Origin of the sequence: Chitinimonas koreensis, from assembly GCF_014353015.1 — a bacterium.
GTDB lineage: Bacteria > Pseudomonadota > Gammaproteobacteria > Burkholderiales > Chitinimonadaceae > Chitinimonas > Chitinimonas koreensis.
The window spans coordinates 1,084,226-1,103,259 of record NZ_CP060704.1 but is presented as its reverse complement, the minus strand read 5'-3'; the positions used below and the strand labels follow the sequence as shown (position 1 = coordinate 1,103,259).

Below are 19,034 nucleotides of genomic sequence, written 5' to 3'. Positions count from 1 at the left end.
GCACGCAAAGGCCATTATCGAACAAGCCCTGCAGATGCGTGAAAGCCGGCACCTGACCGGAAAGGCCCAAGGCCGACTGATGCTGCAGGTATTCGGTCTCCGGCCGGTAGCCAAAGTAATAACCGTTACCCACTACGTTTCATCGGTTTTTTCATCGATCGATATGGATATGGGCCGGCAGGCTCGCCGGACAACGCGCCGCAGGAAACGGCGCCGGGACGGGAATTTATCATCGGCGGGATACGATACGGTCCGCCTCGTGTCCGAACCGACACCTCCCCACCCGCCCCGCCACCCGGTAGCATCGCGCCAACGCCACGCGGCGCCCTCCCCCACCAATCGGAACCGGAGCCCGTCCATGACCACACCCATCCGCTGGGGCATCCTCGGCACCGGCGGCATCGCCCGCCAGCTCGCCCGCGCGCTCGGCGAGCTCGACGACGCCCAGCTCTACGCCGTCGCCTCGCGCTCGGCCGACAGCGCCGTGGCCTTCGCCCGCGAGTTCGGCGCGGCCACCCACTACGGCAGCTATGCCGCCCTGCTCACCGATCCGCGCGTCGACGCGGTCTACATCGCCACCCCGCATGCCCAGCACCACGCCGCGCTGATGATGTGCCTGGCCGCCGGCAAGCCGGTGCTGTGCGAGAAGCCGTTCACCCTCAACCTGCGCGAGGCCGCCGAGGCGGTGGCGCTGGCGCGCGAGAAGCGGGTGTTCGTGATGGAGGCGATGTGGATGCGCTTCAACCCGGCCGTGGCCGAGGCGCAGGCCATGGTCGCGCGCGGCGAGATCGGCCGGCTGCATGGGCTGCAGGCCGATTTCGGCTTCCACCAGCCGTTCGATCCGGCCCACCGGGCGTTCGACCCGGCCCTGGGCGGCGGCGCGCTGCTCGACGTCGGCATCTACCCGCTGGCGCTGGCCCAGCTCTTCCTCGGCCCGATCGCCGAGCTCAGCGCCTTCGCCGAGCTGGGCCAGACCGGCGTCGACGAGCAGACCGGCTTCACCCTGCGCCATGCCGGCGGCGGCATCGCCAGCGGCTTCTGCAGCCTGCGCGCGTCCACGCCGATGGAGGCGACGCTGTTCGGCGAGGCCGGCTCGATCCGGCTGCATTCGCCGTTCTACAACTGCGCGCGGCTCACGCTGGCGCGCCACGGCCAGCCGCCGCATACCGTCGACCTGCCCTACCAGGGCAACGGCTACCGCTACGAGGTCGAGGAGGTGAACCGCTGCCTGCGCGCCGGCCTGGCCGAAAGCCCGCGCATGCCGCTGGCCGATACGCTGGCGTCGATGGCGGCGCTCGATGCGATCCGGGCGATGATCGGGGTGCGGTATCCGGGGGAGTAAGGCGTCAGGTCGGCGTTGAAGTCGGAACGCGGCGTGCAGGAGCGGCTTCAGCCGCGAAGGCGCCGGTTCATCGCTCCACCATTCGCGGCTGAAGCCGCTCCTACAGTGTTCGGCCACGACCGGGTCGGGCTTCATGCCCGGCAGCGCCGCGAATTCAGATCGCTGTCGGGCCTGAAGCCCGACCTAGTTGAGTCGCGCCCGCAGGAGCGGCTTCAGCCGCGAATGCAGCGGTTCATCACTCGCCATGCAAGGCTGCCGCAGCGCTCGATGCGATCCGGGCGAATCGCGACGAACAGGCGGATGAGCGCCTGTCCGCCGCGGATCAGACCGCGATGTTGATGCGGCTGCCGCTTGCCGCGCCCACCAGCGGCCGATTGACGCCCTCGGCCGGCCGGGCCGACGACGCTTCGGATGGTTCGCTGCGCCGTCGTGCCGGCTCGGCCTGCAGTTCGCGCTGATAGGCCTTGATGCTGTCGAGCGTGCTGCTGCCCGAGCAGGTGCTGCAGTTTCCGACTGCCATACCCTCTTCCTTTCTCGAATCGGACCCGCCGCGGCCAGGACGCCGCGACCCGCCTTGGTCGCGGTCGGGGCGCGCTTCTGTCGGAACCGGAAAACGGTCAGGTCGCGGACGCGCCCAGCAGCCGCAGCTTGGCCGGCCGGTCGAGCTTCTTGATCGCCGCCTCGCGCTTCTGCGCCGCCGAGCGGTCCGCGCAGGGCTCGGACCAGGCCAGCGCCACCGGCAGGCGCGAGCGGGTGTAGCGCGCGCCGCGGCCGGCGTTGTGGGCGGCGAGGCGGGCGTCGAGGTCGTTGGTCACGCCGCAATACAGGCTGCCGTCGCCGCAGCGCAGCAGGTAGACGTGCCAGCCGGCCGCTTCAGAACACGCCATACGCGACTCCGGCGGCGAGCGCTTCGCCCAGTTCGCGCGCCGCGGCGAGATCGGCCTCGCTCGGCTCGCCGCGCACGATCAGCGGCTCGGCCACCGGCTTGAGCGGATAGCCGCGCGCGATGCGCTCGATCGCGGTCACCGCGCCGCGGCCGTCGTTGCCGGCCGAGACCATGATCGCGTAGGGCAGCCCCTCCACCTTGCCCTGCGCCGGGTAGAAGGTGCGGTCGAAGAAATCCTTGAGCGTGCCGGCCATGTAGCCGAACTTCTCGGGGGTGACGAACAGCACGGCCTGCGCGGCCAAGAGGTCGGCCAGGTCGGCGTCGAGCGCGGCCAGCAGCCGCGTCTCCACTTCGTCGGCGCAGCTCCGCGCCCCGGCCAGCGCGGCCTCGGCCAGCGCCAGGCTGCGGCCACCGGCAGTGCGTCCCGCGTGGATGATCGATAATTGTCGCCTAGATTGAATGGTCATACTTTCGCCAGGACTCCACTCGCAGCACAGGCACCGGCAAAGCCGGGTGCTTGCGGACAGTGAATACTTGACCAGCGGCTTCCCTAGTTTCATTCCTACTCCCCCGCCCTCGCCGCCACCGGGGCCCCGCGAAGTCGCAGACTTCGTGGGGTGGTCCAGAGGGAGCCTCGCTTCGCTCGATTGCGAGATATCTTGACCGTATCTTTAGCCTGAATCGTCGAATAGCCAGGACAGTGCCATGTTCTACACCCTCGCCCAACTGCGCGGCATCGAGCAGCGCGCGCTGGCGCTGGGCCTGCCGCTGATGCAGCGCGCCGGCCAGGCCGCCGCCGATTTCGCCGCCGCCCGCATCGATCCCGCCGCGCCGGTCACCGTGCTGGCCGGCCCCGGCAACAACGGCGGCGACGCGCTGGTGGCCGCCACCGCGCTGCGCCGCTACGGCCACCCGGTCGAGCTGGTGATGCCGGCCGGGCCCGACGGCCTGCCGGCCGATGCGGCGCAAGCCTACCGCAACTGGCGCGCGGCCGGCGGCGTGGAACGCGCCACGCTGCCCGACGCGCCGGCCGCGCTGCTGGTCGACGGCCTGTTCGGCCTGGGGCTGAACCGGCCGCTGCCCGATCACTGGCAAGCGTTGATCCATGCGGCCAATGCCCAGGGGGCGCCGATCCTGGCGCTCGACGTGCCGAGCGGCATCGCGGCCGACCGCGGCACGGCGCTGGGCGAGCCGATCCGCGCCGACTGGACGCTGAACTTCATCGGCACCGCGCGCGGCCTGGTCACCGGCGCGGCGGTCGATGCCTGCGGCGAGATCCATCTGGCCACGCTCGACCTGCCCGATGCGCTGCGGCCGCCGGGCGAGGTGGGCGACACCGCCGAGCTGATGCGGGCCATGCGGCTGGAGCGTCCGCGCGATTCGCACAAGGGCCGCTTCGGCAGCGTGGCGGTGCTCGGCGGCGCCGCCGGCATGGCCGGCGCGGCGTTGCTGGCCGGCCGCGCCGCGCTGCACGCCGGTGCGGGCAAGGTCTACGCCGGCCTGCTCGACCCGGCCGCGCCAAGGGTCGATTTCGGCCGGCCCGAGCTGATGCTGCGCACGGCCGACGCGGCGCTGCTCGACGCCGCCGACGTGCTGGTGGTCGGCCCCGGCCTGGGCCGCGAAGCGGCCGCGCGGGACCTGCTGGTGGCGACGCTGGCGCAGGACAAGCCGCTGCTGCTCGACGCCGACGCGCTCAACCTCTTGGCACTGGAGCCGGCGCTGTTCGGCGCGCTGCAAGGCCGACACGCCGCCACCGTACTGACACCGCACCCCACCGAGGCGGCACGGCTGCTGTGCTGCAATACCGCCACCGTGCAGGCCGACCGCTATGGCGCGGCCGCGCGGCTGGCCGAGACCACCGGCGCGACGGTGGTGCTCAAGGGCGCCGGTACGCTGCTGGCCGAGGCGGGCGGCGACGGGACCGATCGGCCGCCGACCGGCCGCAGCGCGGTCAACCGCAGCGGCGGCGCGGCGCTGGCCAATGCCGGCCAGGGCGACGTGCTCGGCGGCATCGTCGGCGCCTTGCTGGCGCAAGGGCTGGACGGCTGGCAGGCGGCGGCCGCCGCGGTGCGCGTGCACGGCCTGGCCAGCGACCGCCTGGTGGCGCGCGACGGCCGGCTGGCCACGCTGGCCGGCGAGGTGGCCGAGGAAGCCGGCCGGGTGCTCGGCGCCTGGGCGGCCGGCCGGCTCGACGACGCACTCATCTGACACGCATGCTTCATTCCGAGGACATCCGATGGCCACCGTACTGATCCCGCTGCCGAGCACCGACTTCGACCCGACCGAGACCGCGGTCCCCTGGCAGACGCTCGCCGCGCGCGGCCACCGCGTACTGTTCGCCACGCCCGACGGCCGCCCGGCCCAGGCCGATCCGCGCATGCTCGACGGCAATCGCCTCGGCCCGCTGAAGCCCATCCTGCGCGCCGACGCCAACGCCCGCCGCGCCCATGCGGCGATGGTGGAGAGCGCCGCCTTCAGGCAGCCGATCGCCTGGGCCGACATCGCCGCGCTCGACTACGACGGCCTGCTGCTGCCCGGCGGCCACGCGCCGGGCATGCGGCCCTACCTCGAATCGCCGCTGCTGCAGGCGGCGGTAGCCGACAGCTTCGCCCGCGGCAGGCCGGTCGGCGCGGTCTGCCACGGCGTGCTGGTGGTGTCGCGCGCACGCGGCGCCGACGGGCGTTCGGTGCTGTACGGCCGCCGCACCACCGGCCTGTTGGCGCAGCAGGAGCTGGCGGCCTGGTGGCTGACGCGGGCCTGGCTCGGCGATTACTACCGCACCTATCCGCAGACGGTGCAGGACGAGGTGACGGCGGTGCTGGCGCGGCCCGAGGACTTCGTCAGCGGCCCGACGGCGCTGCGGCGCGACAGCCCGGAACGGCTCGAGCTGGGCTTCGTGGTGCGCGACGGCAACTATGTGTCGGCGCGCTGGCCGGGGATGTGCATCGACTGGCGGAGGAGTTCGCGGGGATGCTGGCGGGTTGAGCCGGGCGGATTCAGCGCCTCTCCCTCCGGGAGAGGGGTTGGGTGAGGGTGCGACGGTTCAGCCGAATCACTGCGGGCAGTGCGTACTCCACCGTCGCTCCCTCACCCTGCCCTCTCCCGGAGGGAGAGGGTAAGGTCGCGCAACGCCCCTCCGTCAGTTCATCAGAAAGCCCGGTAAGCCTGAGCTTGCAGTCCAGCCCGTGACGAAGCTGACGGTGTTAAGCCCTCTCCCTCCGGGAGAGGGGTGGGGGTGAGGAAGCGACGGTTCAGCCGAATCACTGCGGGCAGTGCCTACTCCACCGTCGCTCCCTCACCCTGCCCTCTCCCAGAGGGAGAGGGTAAGGTCGCGCAACGCCCCTCCGTCAGTTCATCGGAAAGCCCGGTAAGCCTGAGCTTGCAGTCCAGCCCGTGACGAAGCTGACGGTGTTAAGCCCCTCTCCCTCCGGGAGAGGGGTTGGGGTGAGGGAGCAACGGTTCAGCCGAATCACTGCGGGCAGTGCGTACCCCACCGTCGCTCCCTCACCCTGCCCTCTCCCGGGGGGAGGGGGCAGGATCGCGTCAGGCTCGACCGTCTGATCATTACCCGACATGGCAGCAACCCGAACTGCCACCGCGGCCCAATCGCAATCCAATCGCGTTCCGAATAAAACGAAAGCCGACCCGGAGGTCGGCTTTTCGGCAAGAAGCAAGCACCAGCCCTCAGGCCAGCTCCACCCGATTCCGCCCGCCCTGCTTGGCCCGGTACAAGGCCGCATCGCCGCGCCCCAGCCACGGCTCCATCGCCTCGTCCGGCGCCAGCTCGGCCACGCCGATGCTGATGGTCACTGCCAACCCCGGCGCGATCGCGTCCCAGTGGTAGCCGGATACCGTCAGCCGCAGCTTGTCGCCGACCAGCCGGGCGCCGGCCGCCGCGGTCTCGGGCAGCAGCACCACGAATTCCTCGCCGCCATAGCGGCCGATCAGGTCGTTCTGGCGCAGCACGTCGACCGCCAGCGCGGCCAGCGCACGCAGTACGGAGTCGCCGACCAGGTGCGAATGGCGGTCGTTGATACGCTTGAAATGGTCGATGTCGATGAACAGCAGCGACAGCGGCCGGCCGTAGCGGCGCGCGCGCGCATGTTCCTCGGTCAGCCTCGCCTCGAGCTGGCGGCGGTTGGCCACGCCGGTCAGCGCATCGGTCTGGCTCTCGCGCCGCAGCGCCTCGACCAGCCGGTTCTGCTGCCGCGACGACTCGGCCAGCGCATCGGCCAAGAGCTTGAGCTGCGAGTTCGACGCCTCGGCCTCGATGCGGCGGCTGCGCTCGTCGTCGACCGCCTGCAGCGCACGCTCCAGCTCGCGCAGCGTGGAGGCACGCTCGAGCCGGTCGGCCGCCTCCTTGATCGACATGTCGCCGCGCAGCGCGATCGCCGCCTCGGTGTGCTCGAGCGCGCCGGCGTAGTCGCCGCGCTGCTTGCCGCAACGCGCCAGTTCTTCGTGGATCTCCATCCGCAGCGGCGTGAAGCCGCTCTCGTCGGCCAGCTCCAGCGCGCGCCGCAGCAGCAGCTCGCCGCCCGCGACGTCGCCGGACTCGGCATACAGCCGGCCGAGCTTGAGCCGGGTGTCGATCTCGCTCGAACGCTGGCCGGCCAGCATCAGCACCGGCAGCGATTCGAGCAGGCCGCGCAGCGCCTCGTCGTCGCGGCCCAGCGCCCGCAGCGGGGTGGCGCGGTTGCTGCGCAGCACCGCCAGCAGCAGCGGCCAGTCGCCGCTCTGGCGGATCAGCGCCTCGGCGCGTGCGTAGCAGCGCAGCGCCTGCTCGTAGTCGAGCATCCGCGAGCAGTTGTTGCCGGCGTTGTTGAAGCAGTAGGCGGCGTCGCGCAGCTGGTCGCGTTCGAGATAGCGCTCGGCCAGTTCGAGGTATTCCTGCACGGCCTCGACGTGGTGGCCGACGCGCGACTTGAGGATGCAGAAGCCGCGCTCGATATCGAGCAGCACCGGGTGATCGGGCGGCAGCGCGGCGCGCGCCAGGCGGGCGGCGCGGGTGAGGAATTCGAGCGCGGCGTCGTACAGCCCGGTGGCGGTCGAGACGCGGCCGTAGCCGAGCTGGATCAGCACCATGCCCTCGCGGTCCTCGGTGGCCGTCGCCAGCTGGCGCGCCGCGTGCAGGGTCTCGATCGCGGCCGCGCAGTCGCCCAGGAAGCGCAGCGCCAGCGCGCGCCAGTAGGCGGCCTGCAGCTGGCCCGGCGCGTCGCCCGCCTCGCGGCAGGCGGCCAGCGCCTCGTCGGCCAATTCCAGCAACTGGCCGGGATGGGTGTCGAGCAATTCCGAGGCGGACATCAAGAGACGCCGCATCGGCTCGGGGGGCAGCAGTTGGTCGAGCAGGGAATACATGGGCAACTTGGGGCGGACGGACCAATCCGCCATGGTACGGAGCTTGGCGCCGCCCGGCCATCGCGGCGGACCGCAATCACGTTACAGCCTGGCGGTGCGGTCTGGGACGGGAAGAGCCGGAGCTGCGAAAGGTGCGAGAACCCGTCGTAGTTTCCTTGGAGGGCTTTCCCGGTCGTCTTCCCGGTAGAGAAGAAGGGACTCATCCCCTTAATCCCCTAGATGCGCCGGCGCCATAAACCCTTCTCCCGCTCGCGGGAGAAGGGTTAGGTCATTCAACGGTCGGGCAATACCCGCCTACGCCCGCTCAACTCGCCGGCTGCGCCAGCGGCCGCGTCGGCACGCTGACGTTGCACACGTTGACGTGCTCGGCGCTATGCACGTACCAGTCGCCGCTCGCATGCCGGCGCGCCTCGGCCAGCGCGCGCCAGGTGGCGGTGTCGGTGCGCATCACCTCGAAGGCGGGCCGCTCGGCCGGCGGGATGTCGGCCAGCAACCGCACCTTGCCCAGCGGCACGTTCTGCTCGGGCTTGTCGTAGAAGCCCATCGCGCCGCCGCCGCGCGGCAGCGACGACAGCGCCTCCATGCCCTTGAGCACCCGGCCGACCACCGTGATGTTGAGGTCGAGCGCGCGCGGCGACTGGCCGATGATGGCGTACAGGCTGCTGCCGTTGCTGCTGTCGACGGTGTCGCCGCGGCCGGCGCCGATCACGCCGTAGCAGTGCGGAATCCAGGCGCGGTTGCGCTTGGGATCGGCCGCCACCGGCAGGCCGTCGACGAAGCCGGTGACCGGCGCATAGCCGTCGGCGCCGCTGAGCCGCGCGATCGGCAGGCCCTGGTAGGGAATCGAGAACTCGGCCGGCAGCTTGGCCTCGGCCGCGCCGAGCGGGCGCAGCTTGCTCTTGTCTTCGCTCTCTTCGTTCGGATCGCCCCACTGGGCGACGAAGTTGTCCTGCACCCGGATCACCGCCAGGCCGCTGAAATAGCCGCCCTGCACCAGCTTGCGGACGTTGGCGGCGTGGCGCGGGGCGAAGCGCGGCGCCAGTTCGAACACCACCGGGCTGCCGTTCACCTCCATCACCACCGTGTTCTGCGGATCGAGCGGCCGCCAGTCGGCCGGCTTGGACTGCTTGATGATGTCGGCCGGGCTGGGCGAAGCGGCGGCGGCCGGCAGGGCGATGGCGAGGCAGGCCAGGGCGCTGGCGAGGCGGTGACGGGTCATGCGGGGCTCCGGTGGATTCGGGTCGGGCATCGCCGGCCGGTTCGGCCGCGACGGGCGCCAGGGCGCCGGCGGCAGAGCATGCCACAGGCCGCGCGGCCGCCGCGCCAGCCGGCGGCCGGCATAGGCGCCGATGCAACAGCGCGATCGAGACGCAGAAAAGACAACGCCCGGCAAAGCCGGGGCGCGTCGTCGCCGATCGCGGCGCGATCACTTCATCGTCGGCATCACGAACTCGGCGCCCGAACGGATCGACTGCGGCCAGCGCGCCGTCACGGTCTTGAGTCGGGTGTAGAAGCGGATGCCCTCGGCGCCGTAGGCGTGGTGGTCGCCGAACAGCGATTGCTTCCAGCCGCCGAAGCTCATGAAGGCCATCGGCACCGGGATCGGCACGTTGACGCCGACCATGCCGACCTGGATGCGCGCCACGAAGTCGCGCGCCGCGTCGCCGTCGCGGGTGAAGATCGCCGTGCCGTTGCCGTAGGCGTGGGCATTGGTGATGCGTACCGCCTCTTCGTAGCTGTCGACCCGCACCACGCACAGCACCGGGCCGAAGATCTCTTCCTGGTACACCTTCATCTCGGTGCGCACGCCGTCGAACAGCGTGCCGCCGAGGAAGAAGCCGCTCTCGCAGCCGGCCGCAACGAAGCCGCGGCCATCGACCACCAGCTTGGCGCCCTCGGCCACGCCGGCATCGATATAGCCGGCCACCTTGTCGCGGTGCTGGCGCGTCACCAGCGGGCCCATCTCGACGTCGGCCGAGCTGTCCCAGGCGCCGATCTTGAGCGCGCGCACCTTGGGCGCCAGCCGCTCGATCAGCGCATCGGCCGTCGCGTCGCCGACCGCCACCGCCACCGAGATCGCCATGCAGCGCTCGCCGGCCGAGCCGTAGGCGGCGCCCATCAGCGCGTCGACCGCCTGGTCGAGGTCGGCGTCGGGCATCACCACCATGTGGTTCTTGGCGCCGCCGAGCGCCTGCACGCGCTTGCCGCGCGCGGTGCCCTCGGCATAGATGTACTGGGCGATCGGGGTCGAGCCGACGAAGCTGACCGCCTGGATGTCCGGGTTGGCCAGGATCGCGTCGACCGCGGCCTTGTCGCCGTGCACCACGCTGAACACGCCGTCGGGCAGGCCGGCTTCCTTGAGCAGCCGCGCCATCAGCAACGAAGCCGACGGGTCGCGCTCGCTGGGCTTGAGGATGAAGCAGTTGCCGGCCACCAGGGCCAGCGGGAACATCCACATCGGCACCATGGCCGGGAAGTTGAACGGCGTGATGCCGGCCACCACGCCCAGCGGCTGGCGCAGGCTGTAGCTGTCGACCGCGGTGCCGACGTTCTCGCAGAACTCGCCCTTGAGCAGGTGGGGCGCGCCGCAGGCGAACTCGACCACCTCGATGCCGCGCACCAGCTCGCCGTGGGCGTCGGCGCGGACCTTGCCGTGCTCGGTCGAGATCGCCGCGACCAGCTCGTCGGCATGGCGCTCGAGCAGCTCCTTGAACTTGAACATCACCCGGGCGCGGCGCAGCGGCGGGGTGGCGGCCCAGGCCGGGAAGGCGGCCTGCGCGGCGGCGACGGCGGCGTCGAGCTCGGCCGGCGAGGCCAGCGGCACGCGGGCGGTGACTTCGCCTTGCGAGGGGTCGTAGACGTCGCCGAAGCGGCCCGAGCTGCCGGCGGTTTCGGCGCCGTTGATCCAGTGGTGCAGGGTGGTTGCCATGTTGGGGTGTCCTTGTTTTAAGCCCTCTCCCACCGGGAGAGGGGTTGGGGTGAGGGAGCGGCGGTTCAGCTAATCACTGTCGGCGCCGACAACAGCATGCTGACCGCAGCACGCTGGAACCGGCAGCCGTGCCTGAACCGGCGCCCCCTCACCCTGCCCTCTCCCGGAGGGAGAGGGTGGGTCAGTTCAATTCGAGACGCAGTGAACAGCTCAAGCGCCTTTCTCAGAGCAGCCAGCCCGCCTCAACCCGCCGCGCGGATCGACTCGCGCAGCACCTCGGTCATGCGGCCGATCTCCTCCGGCGTCGAGACGAAGGTCGGCCCCATCGCCAGGATGTCGCCGGTGAAGCGGAACAGCACGCCGCGCTTGAGCGCCTCCTCGAACACCCGGATCGCGCGCAGGCCCGGCTTGCCCTCGTAGGGCGCCAGCTCGACCGCGGCGGCCAGCCGGCAGTTGCGCACGTCGATCACGCCATCCTCGCCCTTGAGGCCGTGCACCGCCTCTTCCAGCACCGGCGACAGCGCGTTCACCCGCTCGTAGATGCCTTCCTCGGCGATCACGTCGAGCGTGGCGTGGGCGGCGGCCACCGCCAGCGCATGGCCCGAGTAGGTGTAGCCGTGGAAGAACTCGACCATGTGGTCCGGGCCGGTCATGAACACGTCGTGGATCTGCCGGGTGGCGATCACGCCGCCATCGGCACCAGGCCGTTGTTGACGCCCTTGGCGAAGGTGATCAGGTCCGGCGTCACGCCGTAGTACTGCGATGCGAACGGCATGCCCATGCGGCCGAAACCGCAGATCACCTCGTCGAAGATCAGCAGGATGCCGTGCTTGGAGCAGATCTCGCGCAGCCGCTTGAGGTAGCCGGCCGGCGGCACGATCACGCCGGCCGAGCCCTGCATCGGCTCGACGATGACCGCGGCGATGGTCGAGGCGTCGTGCAGCGCCACCAGGCGCTCCAGCTCGTCGGCCAGGTGGGCGCCCCACTGCGGCTCGCCGCGCGAGAAGGCCATTTCCTTGAGGTTGTGGGTGTGCGGCAGGTGGTCGACGCCGTTCAGCATGCCGGCGGCGAACATCTTGCGGTTGGCCACCATGCCGCCGACCGAGATGCCGCCGAAGCCGACGCCGTGGTAGCCCTTCTCGCGGCCGATGAAGCGGGTGCGGTGCGCCTCGCCGCGGGCGCGGTGGTAGGCCAGCGCCATCTTCAGCGCGGTATCGACCGCCTCGGAGCCCGAATTGCAGAAGAACACGTGCTCGAAGCCCTCGGGCGCCTGCTCGGCGATCCGCTCGGCCAGCTTGAACACCTGCGGCGTGCCCATCTGGAAGGCGGTGCCGTAGTCGAGCACGTCGAGCTGGCGCTTCACCGCCTCGACGATCTTCGGGTGGCGATGGCCCAGGCCGCAGCACCACAGGCCGGACAGCGCGTCGTACAGCTTGTCGCCCTCGGTGGTCCAGTAGTAGCTGCCCTCGGCGCGCGCCAGCTGGCGGCGCTCGTGGTGCTGCTTGAAGTAGCGGTTGTGGGTGAACGGCATCCAGTAGGCGTTCAGGTTGTCGGCGGGGCTGAGGTCCATCGTCGTCTCCGGGTCATCTGTATCGGTTGGCGTACTGGTCCGGGCGGGCTGCCGATACGCGGGATGGGCGCAGTATCGGCCATGGCCGAGTAGAATCGCCATATACATGGACAGCATTCCGCCAGCTCGATGTACTGGACCGAACCCCGATACAGTTCCCGAGCGCTGCCGTAGGAGCGGCTTCGGCCGCGAAAGGGACGGCTCCGCCCCAGCCATTCGCGGCTGAAGCCGCTCCTGCGTCTCGCCCCCGGCCTCCGCCGCGATGGAGAATTCGAGGCCGCGCGCTTGGCCATGCAGGTCGGAATTCATTCCGACCATGACGCAAGCTAGGCCGCAGCCGGAATGATTGCCGACCTAGCCGATGCAGTCCGGATCGGCCCATTCACGAAAGACCGCATGCTCCAGCTCGACCCCACCGCTGCCACCCCGCTGACCGAGCAGATCGTCGCCGGCGTCGTCGCCAAGATCGAGCGCGGCGTGCTGGCCGAGGGCGCCCGCCTGCCGTCGGTGCGCGGGCTGGCCCAGGCGGTCGGCGTCAGCCCGTTCACCGTGGCCGAGGCTTACAACCGGCTGGTGGCGGCCGGCTGGATCGGCGCCCAGCGCGCGCGCGGCTATTTCGTCGCGCCGCGCCGCACGGCGGCCGAGCCGGCGCCGCGCGCGCCGGTCGACGACAGCTGGCTCTTGCAGCGCGTCTACGAGGACAGCGGCCTGCAGCTGCAGGCCGGCGGCGGCTGGCTGCCGCCCGACTGGCTGTACGAGGACGGCGTGCGCGCCGCGCTACGCCAACTGGCCAAGGCGCCGGGCGAGCTGCTCACCCGCTACGGCCATCCGCAGGGCCTGCCGGCATTGCGCGCCCACCTGCAATGGCGGCTGGCGCTGCGCGGCATCGAGGCGCCGGCCGAGCGCATCGTGCTCACCCACGGCGCCAGCCAGGGGCTGGACCTGGCGCTGCGGCTGCTGGTGCGGCCGGGCGACGCGGTGCTGATCGACGCGCCCGGCTACTCGACCCTGATCGCCGCGCTGCTCGCCCACGGCGCGCGCCTCCACGGCGTGCCGCGCACCGCGCAGGGCCCGGACCCGGCCGCGCTGGCCCGGCTGGCGGCCGAACACCGGACGGTCGCCTTCTTCACCACCAGCGCGCTGCACAACCCGACCGGCACCAGCACCACCGCCGCGGTGGCGCATCAGGTGCTCAAGCTGGCCGAGCGGCACGACTTCCGCGTGATCGAGGACGACCCGTTCGCCGACCTGGTGGCGACGCCGGCGCCGACGCTGGCCAGCCTCGACGGCCTGGAGCGCGTGATCTACCTCGGCAGCTTTTCCAAGACGATGTCGCCGGCGCTGCGGGTCGGCTACCTGGCGGCCGACGCCGCCACCGTGGCGCGCGCCAGCCAGCTCAAGATGAGCTCGGGCCTGACCGGCTCGGAGATCATGGAATCGGCCGCGCTGGCGATGCTCGGCGACGGCCACCACCGCGGCCATCTCGACCGCCTGCGCGAGCGGCTCGGCGAAGCGCAGGCGCGCGTCTGCGGCAGGCTGGCCGAGCTCGGCTGGCAGGTGTTCCACCGGCCGGCCGGCGGCCTGTTCCTGTGGGCCGAGGCGCCGAGCGGGCTCGATGCCGAACGGCTCACCGCCGCCGCAGCCGCGGCCGGCATCGCGCTGGCGCCGGGCCGCTTCTACCTGCCCGGTGGCGAGGCCAGCCGGCATTTCCGCTTCAACGCCGCCTGGGCCGACGACAGCCGGCTGTACGGCTGGCTGGCCGACCAGGCCGGTCGCTGACGACCGGCAATGCCGGCCGGGGTGAATTCGCCGGCGCAATTGCTGACAATGAAGACGATCGATCCACGAGGGACGCCATGCACCACGCCATCCTGTTCACCGTCGCGCTCGCCGGCGCGCTGGCCCTGGCCGCCACCGAAGCGCGCGCCGACACCATCAGCATCCGCGCCGACCCGTGGTGCCCGTACAACTGCGCGCCGGGCAACGCCCGGCCGGGCTACATGATCGAGATCGCCCAGGCGGTGTTCGGCGCGGCCGGCCACACGGTGGACTACCAGAGCCTCAACTGGAGCCGCGCGCTGGCCGAGGCGCGCGACGGCAGGATCGTGGCGGTGGCCGGCGCCAGCGACCAGGAGATCGTCGAATACAAGCTGGTGCCGACGCCGCAGTCGCTGGGCCGCTCGATCAACTGCTTCCTCGCCCCGCGCGACAGCGCCTGGCAATACGCCGGGCCGGCCTCGCTGGCCGGGCTCAAGGTCGGCACCATCCAGGACTACTCCTACGGCCTGGCGCTCGACGGCTTCTTCAAGTCCAACCCCGGCGTGGCCCAGCCGGTGACCGGCGAGGACGCGCTCGACCGCAACCTGGAGAAGCTGGCCAGGAAGCGGCTCGACGTGCTGGTCGACGACCGCGCGGTGCTGCTCTATACGCTGGCCAGCAAGAAGATCGGCAGCGAGGTCAAGGAGGCCGGCTGCGAGAAGAACAGCGGCAGCGCCGGCCTCTACATCGCCTTCTCGCCGCGCAACCCCAAGGCGCGCGAGTACGCCAGGCTGCTGGCGGAGGGGATGCAGGCGATGCGGAAGGATGGGCGGCTGAAGGCGATCCTGGCCAAGTACGGCGCGCCTGATTGGATGTGAAGTTTGAAGCGGGAGCAGGGGGTTAAAGCCCCTCCGGGAGCGGGGTCGGGGGCGCCCGGCGCAGGGTGAGGGCGCGACGGTTCGACCCATCGCTGCGGATGCCGGCAACACGCTTTCCGGTGCCGATAAGAAGCGCGCTGGAACCGGCAGCCCCGACTCAACCGCCGCTCCCTCACCCTGCCCTCTCCCGGTGGGAGAGGGTGGGCCGCATCCTTTTCACGCCGCGGTGCGATGCAAAGGTGTCGTAGGAGCGGCTTCAGCCGCGAATGGCTGAAAGAGATGCGCCCACCATTCGCGACTGAAGCCGCTCCTACGGGAACGCGCCTACAGCACCCAGGTTGGACTGAGCGCAGCGCAGCCCAACCGGCGCGCGATCAACGCGCCAAACCCTTCGCCCACTCGCCGTAGATCCGGTCCGCCAGCCGCTGGCTCGGCACCAGCCTCTCGGCCAGGTCCGGCAGGATCGCCTCGGCCTGCTGCACCGCGGGCGACGCGCAGCTCGCCAGCTCCTGCTCGCCGATCACCAGCCAGCGCCGCACCTTGGCCTCGTCCACCTCGCAGTGGAACTGCATGGCCAGGTGGCGGCCGCCGTATTCGAAGGCCTGGTTGGCGCAATGGTCGCCGGTCACCAGCCGGGTCGCGCCGGGCGGGATGCTGAAGCTCTCGCCGTGCCATTGGAACAGCCGCGGCCGCTGCACCTCGCCGAGCCAGCGCACGCCGGCCGGCTCGACCGTCAGTTCGCTCCAGCCGATCTCGACCTGCTCGGATGCCTGCACCGTGCCGCCGAGCGCACGCGCCATGATCTGGCCGCCGAGGCAATGGCCGAGCAGCGGCACCTCGGCCGCCACCGCCTCGCGCACCAGGCCGAACAGCTGCGGGAAGTAAGGCAGCGCGTCGTTGGCGCTCATCGGCCCGCCGAGGATGCACAGGCCGGCATGATCGGCGGCCCGCTTCGGCAGCGCGTCGCCCTCGTACAGGCGGAACACCCGGTAAGGCAGGCCGGCTCGCTCCAGCCAGGTGGCGAAGTAGCTCGGACCGTCGTCGGCGACGTGCTGGATGATGGCGATGGGCTGCATGGCTGGGCTCGCTGATCTGGAACGGGGAAGGTCCCGCCCGGGCTGTTTACGAGCGCGGCGGGCGGCGTGCAGAATGATGCGTATTTTAAACAGAGTGATGAATTTTTTCACCGAAGCGAGGACGACATGGCATCGCATACCGGCATCCAACCCGACCGACTGGCCGCCCTGCTGGCGCGCGAGCGCGACCGCTACGCCGCCGCCCGGCCGCGCTCGCAGGCGCTGGCCCGCCGCGCCGACGCGCATCTCCTGTACGGCGTGCCGCTGCACTGGATGACCGACTGGGGCACGCCCTTCCCGCTGTTCGTCGAATCGGCGCGCGGCGCGCGCTTCAACGATGCCGACGGCCACGACTACGTCGACTTCTGCCTCGGCGACACCGGCGCGATGTTCGGTCACGCCCGGCGCCGGTGGCCGCCGCGGTGGCGGCGCAGGCGCAAAAGGGCTTCACCACCATGCTGCCGGGCGAGGACGCCGCCGTGGTCGGCGAATTGCTGGCGCAGCGCTTCGGCCTGCCGTTCTGGCAGTTCGCGCTGACCGCCACCGACGCCAACCGCTTCGTGATCCGCTGGGCGCGCGCCGTCACCGGCCGCAGCAAGGTGCTGGTGTTCAACGGCTGCTACCACGGCACCGTCGACGACGTCTTCGTCGACCTGGTCGACGGCGTGCCGACCCAGCGCGACAGCCTCCTGGGCCAGGTCTACGACCTGACCCGTCACACCGCGGTGGTCGAATTCAACGACCTGGCCGCGCTCGAGGTCGCGCTGGCGGCCGGCGACGTCGCCTGCGTGCTGGCCGAGCCGGCCATGACCAACGTCGGCATGGTGCTGCCGCAGCCGGGCTTCTGGGCCGCGGCCCGCGCGCTGATCCGCGCCGCCGGCGCGCTGCTGGTCTGCGACGAGACCCACACCATCTCGACCGGCCCCGGCGGCTATGCGCGCGCGCACGGCCTCGAGCCGGACTTCTTCGTGCTCGGCAAGCCGGTCGGCGGCGGCGTGGCCTGCGCGGTCTACGGCTTCACCGCCGAGCTGGCCGCCCGCATGCAGGCGACCAAGTCGGCCGCCCCGCCCGGCCACTCGGGCATCGGCACCACGCTGACCGCCAACGCGCTGGCGATGGCGGCGATGCGCGCCAACCTCGAGTCGGTGATGACCGAGGCGGCCTACGCCCATATGTTCGCGCTGGCCGAACGGCTGGCCGCCGGCCTGCGCGCCGCGATCGGCCGCCACGGCCTGCCCTGGTGCGTGAGCCAGGTCGGCGCGCGCACCGAATTCCAGTTCTGCGCCGCGCCGCCGGTCAACGGCAGCGAGGCCGAGGCGGCGATGGACCATGGACTGGAGCATGCGCTGCACCTCTATCTGCTCAACCGCGGCGTGCTGATCACGCCGTTCCACAACATGATGCTGGTGTGCCCGGAGACGACGGCGGGGATGTGGATCGGCTGGTGGCGGTGGTCGAGGAGGCGATTGGAGAGCTGATTGGCAGTGAGGTGTGAGGGTTAGGCGTGAGGGGTAACCCCATCCCCACCCCGACCCTCCCCTTGAAGGGGAGGGGCCGATTGCGGTCGATTGAATGATCGCAAGCGATGGAACCATCGCTACCCCGCTCCTCCCCCTTCAAGGGGAGGCTGGGAGGGGATGGGTTACACCTCACTCCTCACGCTTCACCCCTCACATCACTCCGGCAAGGTGAACCAGAACGTCGCCCCCTGCCCCACCGCCGCCTCGGCCCAGATGCGGCCGCCGTGGCGGCTGATCGCGCGGCGGGCGGTGGCGAGGCCGATGCCGCTGCCTTCGAATTCGCTGGCCGCATGCAGCCGCTGGAACGGCGCGAACAGCTTGTCGGCCCGCTCCATGTCGAAGCCGGCGCCGTTGTCGCTGACGAAGAACGCCACCTCGCCGCCCTGCTCGATCCGCCCGACCGCCACCCGCGCCGGCTCGCGGCCGCGGGTGAACTTGATCGCGTTGACCAGCAACTGCTCGAGCACCAGCCGCAGCAGGCGGCCGTCGGCGCGCACCGACATGGCCGGCTCGCAATGGAATTCGAAGGTGCGCGCCACCCGCAGGTGGGCGAAATCGCGCCAGACGGTGGCCGCCAGCGCCGATACGTCGAGCGCGCCGCGCTGCAGGTTCTGCCGCGAGGTCTGCGCCAGGTTCAGCAGGTCGTCGATCAGCTGGTTCATCCGCGCCGCCGCGGCCTGGACCCGGCCCAGCAGGTCCTGCTGGCCCTGCTCGAGCCGGTCCTGCGCCTCCTCGGCCAGGATCTGGCTGAAGCCCATCACCGCCCGCAGCGGCGCGCGCAGGTCGTGCGACACCGAGTAGGAGAACGCCTCGAGCTCGCGGTTGGCTTCCTCCAGCGCCGCGGTGCGTTGCGCCACCCGCCGCTCGAGCTCTTCGTTGAGCCCGTGCAGTTGCCGCTCGAGCGCGTAGCGCACCGAGATGTCGTGCAGCACGGTCAGCACCGCCGATTCGCCGCCGGTCTTCCACGGCAGCTTGGCCGCCTCGAAATGCCTCACCTCGCCGTCGGGGCAGACCAGCGCCATCTCGGGCAATTCGACCGAATGGCCGCCTTCGCGCACCTGGCGATCGACCTCGGCCGACAGCGACAGCCAGCGCGCCGGCAGCGCCAGTTCGGCCTCGTACCGGCCCAGCAGCATCGCCGGCGCCTCCACGTCCTGCGCCCGGGCGAAGGCCAGGTTGGCCAGCAGCAGCCGGCCGTCGGAACCGGTCGCGTAGATGTGCTGCGGCAGCAGGTCGACGATGGTGCGCAGCTCGGTCTCGCTCTGGAGCAGCTCGGCCTGCGCCTCGACCAGCTGGTGCACCTGCTGCTGCAGCCGGCCGGTCACGCGCTGGTAGTCGCTGCGCACCGTGTCGAGATCGTGCCGGGTGCGCGCCAGCACGCAGCCGAGCTCGACCGCCTGCTCGCGCTGGCTCATCGCCGCCTCGACCGCCGCCAGGAGCGGCGCCACCAGCACCCGCAGCATCGGCAGCAGGGCGTCCGGCACCGTCATCTGCCACAGCAGCGCGCCGAGCTGGAGCTGGCCGAAGTCGTCGCCCGGCACCACCAGCACGCCGGCCACCCGGCGCAGGAACAGCTCCACGCGCGGCAGCAGCAGGTCGATCGACTGGCAATAGACCGCCACCGGGCCGGCCAGCAGCTCGCGCTTCTGCACCTCCGCCACCCAGGTGAAGCCGGGCGGCGGCGGATCGATGGTGCTCAGCAGGACTCGCATCGCGGGGC

General features: G+C 71.3%; 15 protein-coding genes and 1 pseudogene. 7 read left to right on the top strand and 9 right to left on the bottom strand.

The genetic code is table 11. The annotated features are described in order from the left end of the window. Nucleotides 1-358 precede the first annotated feature (358 nt). A complete protein-coding gene (locus H9L41_RS04680; protein ID WP_028445523.1) occupies nucleotides 359-1,342 on the top strand; it encodes a Gfo/Idh/MocA family protein in 984 nt (327 codons plus the stop codon). A 322-nt stretch (nucleotides 1,343-1,664) separates the two neighbouring features. Here the strand turns inward: H9L41_RS04680 and H9L41_RS04675 are convergent, their stop codons facing one another. The 3 genes from H9L41_RS04675 to H9L41_RS04665 form a co-directional block, all read right to left on the bottom strand. Continuing rightward, on the bottom strand, nucleotides 1,665-1,862 hold the full coding sequence (locus tag H9L41_RS04675) for a hypothetical protein (RefSeq protein WP_028445522.1): 198 nt from the start codon (nucleotides 1,860-1,862) through the stop codon (nucleotides 1,665-1,667). Nucleotides 1,863-1,959: 97 nt separating this feature from the next. Beyond that, nucleotides 1,960-2,229: a GIY-YIG nuclease family protein gene (locus H9L41_RS04670; RefSeq protein WP_028445521.1), complete on the bottom strand. Its 270-nt coding sequence runs from the start codon at nucleotides 2,227-2,229 to the stop codon at nucleotides 1,960-1,962. After that, nucleotides 2,216-2,695, bottom strand: a complete 480-nt coding sequence (locus H9L41_RS04665; RefSeq protein ID WP_157461908.1) for an NAD(P)H-dependent oxidoreductase — start codon at nucleotides 2,693-2,695, stop codon at nucleotides 2,216-2,218. Before H9L41_RS04665 ends, H9L41_RS04670 begins: the two co-directional genes overlap by 14 nt. A gap of 238 nt (nucleotides 2,696-2,933) precedes the next feature. On the opposite strand from H9L41_RS04665, the gene H9L41_RS04660 reads away from it, so the two are divergent. Together H9L41_RS04660 and H9L41_RS04655 are read left to right on the top strand one after the other, a co-directional pair. Beyond that, nucleotides 2,934-4,436, top strand: a complete 1,503-nt coding sequence (locus tag H9L41_RS04660; RefSeq protein ID WP_051318859.1) for a bifunctional ADP-dependent NAD(P)H-hydrate dehydratase/NAD(P)H-hydrate epimerase — start codon at nucleotides 2,934-2,936, stop codon at nucleotides 4,434-4,436. Between the two features lie 28 nt (nucleotides 4,437-4,464). Beyond that, the gene (locus H9L41_RS04655) at nucleotides 4,465-5,259 is read left to right on the top strand and encodes a type 1 glutamine amidotransferase domain-containing protein (protein WP_187523687.1); all 795 of its coding nucleotides are present in this window, start codon (nucleotides 4,465-4,467) and stop codon (nucleotides 5,257-5,259) included. A gap of 653 nt (nucleotides 5,260-5,912) precedes the next feature. Here the strand turns inward: H9L41_RS04655 and H9L41_RS04650 are convergent. From H9L41_RS04650 to aptA, 4 genes and pseudogenes are all read right to left on the bottom strand, one after another. Continuing rightward, nucleotides 5,913-7,583: a tetratricopeptide repeat-containing diguanylate cyclase gene (locus H9L41_RS04650; protein WP_051318858.1), complete on the bottom strand. Its 1,671-nt coding sequence runs from the start codon at nucleotides 7,581-7,583 to the stop codon at nucleotides 5,913-5,915. Nucleotides 7,584-7,887: 304 nt separating this feature from the next. Further along, nucleotides 7,888-8,802 (bottom strand): peptidylprolyl isomerase, encoded by a 915-nt coding sequence (locus H9L41_RS04645; RefSeq protein ID WP_028445518.1) that lies wholly within the window; start codon nucleotides 8,800-8,802, stop codon nucleotides 7,888-7,890. A gap of 207 nt (nucleotides 8,803-9,009) precedes the next feature. After that, nucleotides 9,010-10,512, bottom strand: a complete 1,503-nt coding sequence (locus H9L41_RS04640) for a CoA-acylating methylmalonate-semialdehyde dehydrogenase (protein WP_028445517.1) — start codon at nucleotides 10,510-10,512, stop codon at nucleotides 9,010-9,012. A 242-nt stretch (nucleotides 10,513-10,754) separates the two neighbouring features. Beyond that, nucleotides 10,755-12,043, bottom strand: a pseudogene (aptA, locus tag H9L41_RS04635) (omega-aminotransferase AptA). A 435-nt stretch (nucleotides 12,044-12,478) separates the two neighbouring features. Here aptA and H9L41_RS04630 point away from each other — a divergent pair. Both H9L41_RS04630 and H9L41_RS04625 read left to right on the top strand, forming a co-directional pair. Then, nucleotides 12,479-13,861: an aminotransferase-like domain-containing protein gene (locus H9L41_RS04630; protein ID WP_028445515.1), complete on the top strand. Its 1,383-nt coding sequence runs from the start codon at nucleotides 12,479-12,481 to the stop codon at nucleotides 13,859-13,861. A 77-nt stretch (nucleotides 13,862-13,938) separates the two neighbouring features. After that, nucleotides 13,939-14,718: a substrate-binding periplasmic protein gene (locus tag H9L41_RS04625; RefSeq protein WP_028445514.1), complete on the top strand. Its 780-nt coding sequence runs from the start codon at nucleotides 13,939-13,941 to the stop codon at nucleotides 14,716-14,718. A 374-nt stretch (nucleotides 14,719-15,092) separates the two neighbouring features. On the opposite strand, the gene H9L41_RS04620 is transcribed toward H9L41_RS04625, so the two are convergent. Continuing rightward, nucleotides 15,093-15,794 (bottom strand): type 1 glutamine amidotransferase, encoded by a 702-nt coding sequence (locus H9L41_RS04620; RefSeq protein WP_028445513.1) that lies wholly within the window; start codon nucleotides 15,792-15,794, stop codon nucleotides 15,093-15,095. A gap of 126 nt (nucleotides 15,795-15,920) precedes the next feature. Here H9L41_RS04620 and H9L41_RS25515 point away from each other — a divergent pair, with 126 nt between their 5' ends. Continuing rightward, a complete protein-coding gene (locus tag H9L41_RS25515; protein WP_308419592.1) occupies nucleotides 15,921-16,331 on the top strand; it encodes a PLP-dependent aminotransferase family protein in 411 nt (136 codons plus the stop codon). After that, a complete protein-coding gene (locus H9L41_RS04615; protein ID WP_308419653.1) occupies nucleotides 16,250-17,272 on the top strand; it encodes a transaminase in 1,023 nt (340 codons plus the stop codon). The genes H9L41_RS25515 and H9L41_RS04615 overlap by 82 nt, the downstream gene beginning before the upstream one ends. Nucleotides 17,273-17,469: 197 nt before the next feature. On the opposite strand, the gene H9L41_RS04610 is transcribed toward H9L41_RS04615, so the two are convergent. Continuing rightward, a complete protein-coding gene (locus tag H9L41_RS04610; protein WP_051318857.1) occupies nucleotides 17,470-19,026 on the bottom strand; it encodes a sensor histidine kinase in 1,557 nt (518 codons plus the stop codon). Between the last annotated feature and the right edge of the window lie 8 nt (nucleotides 19,027-19,034).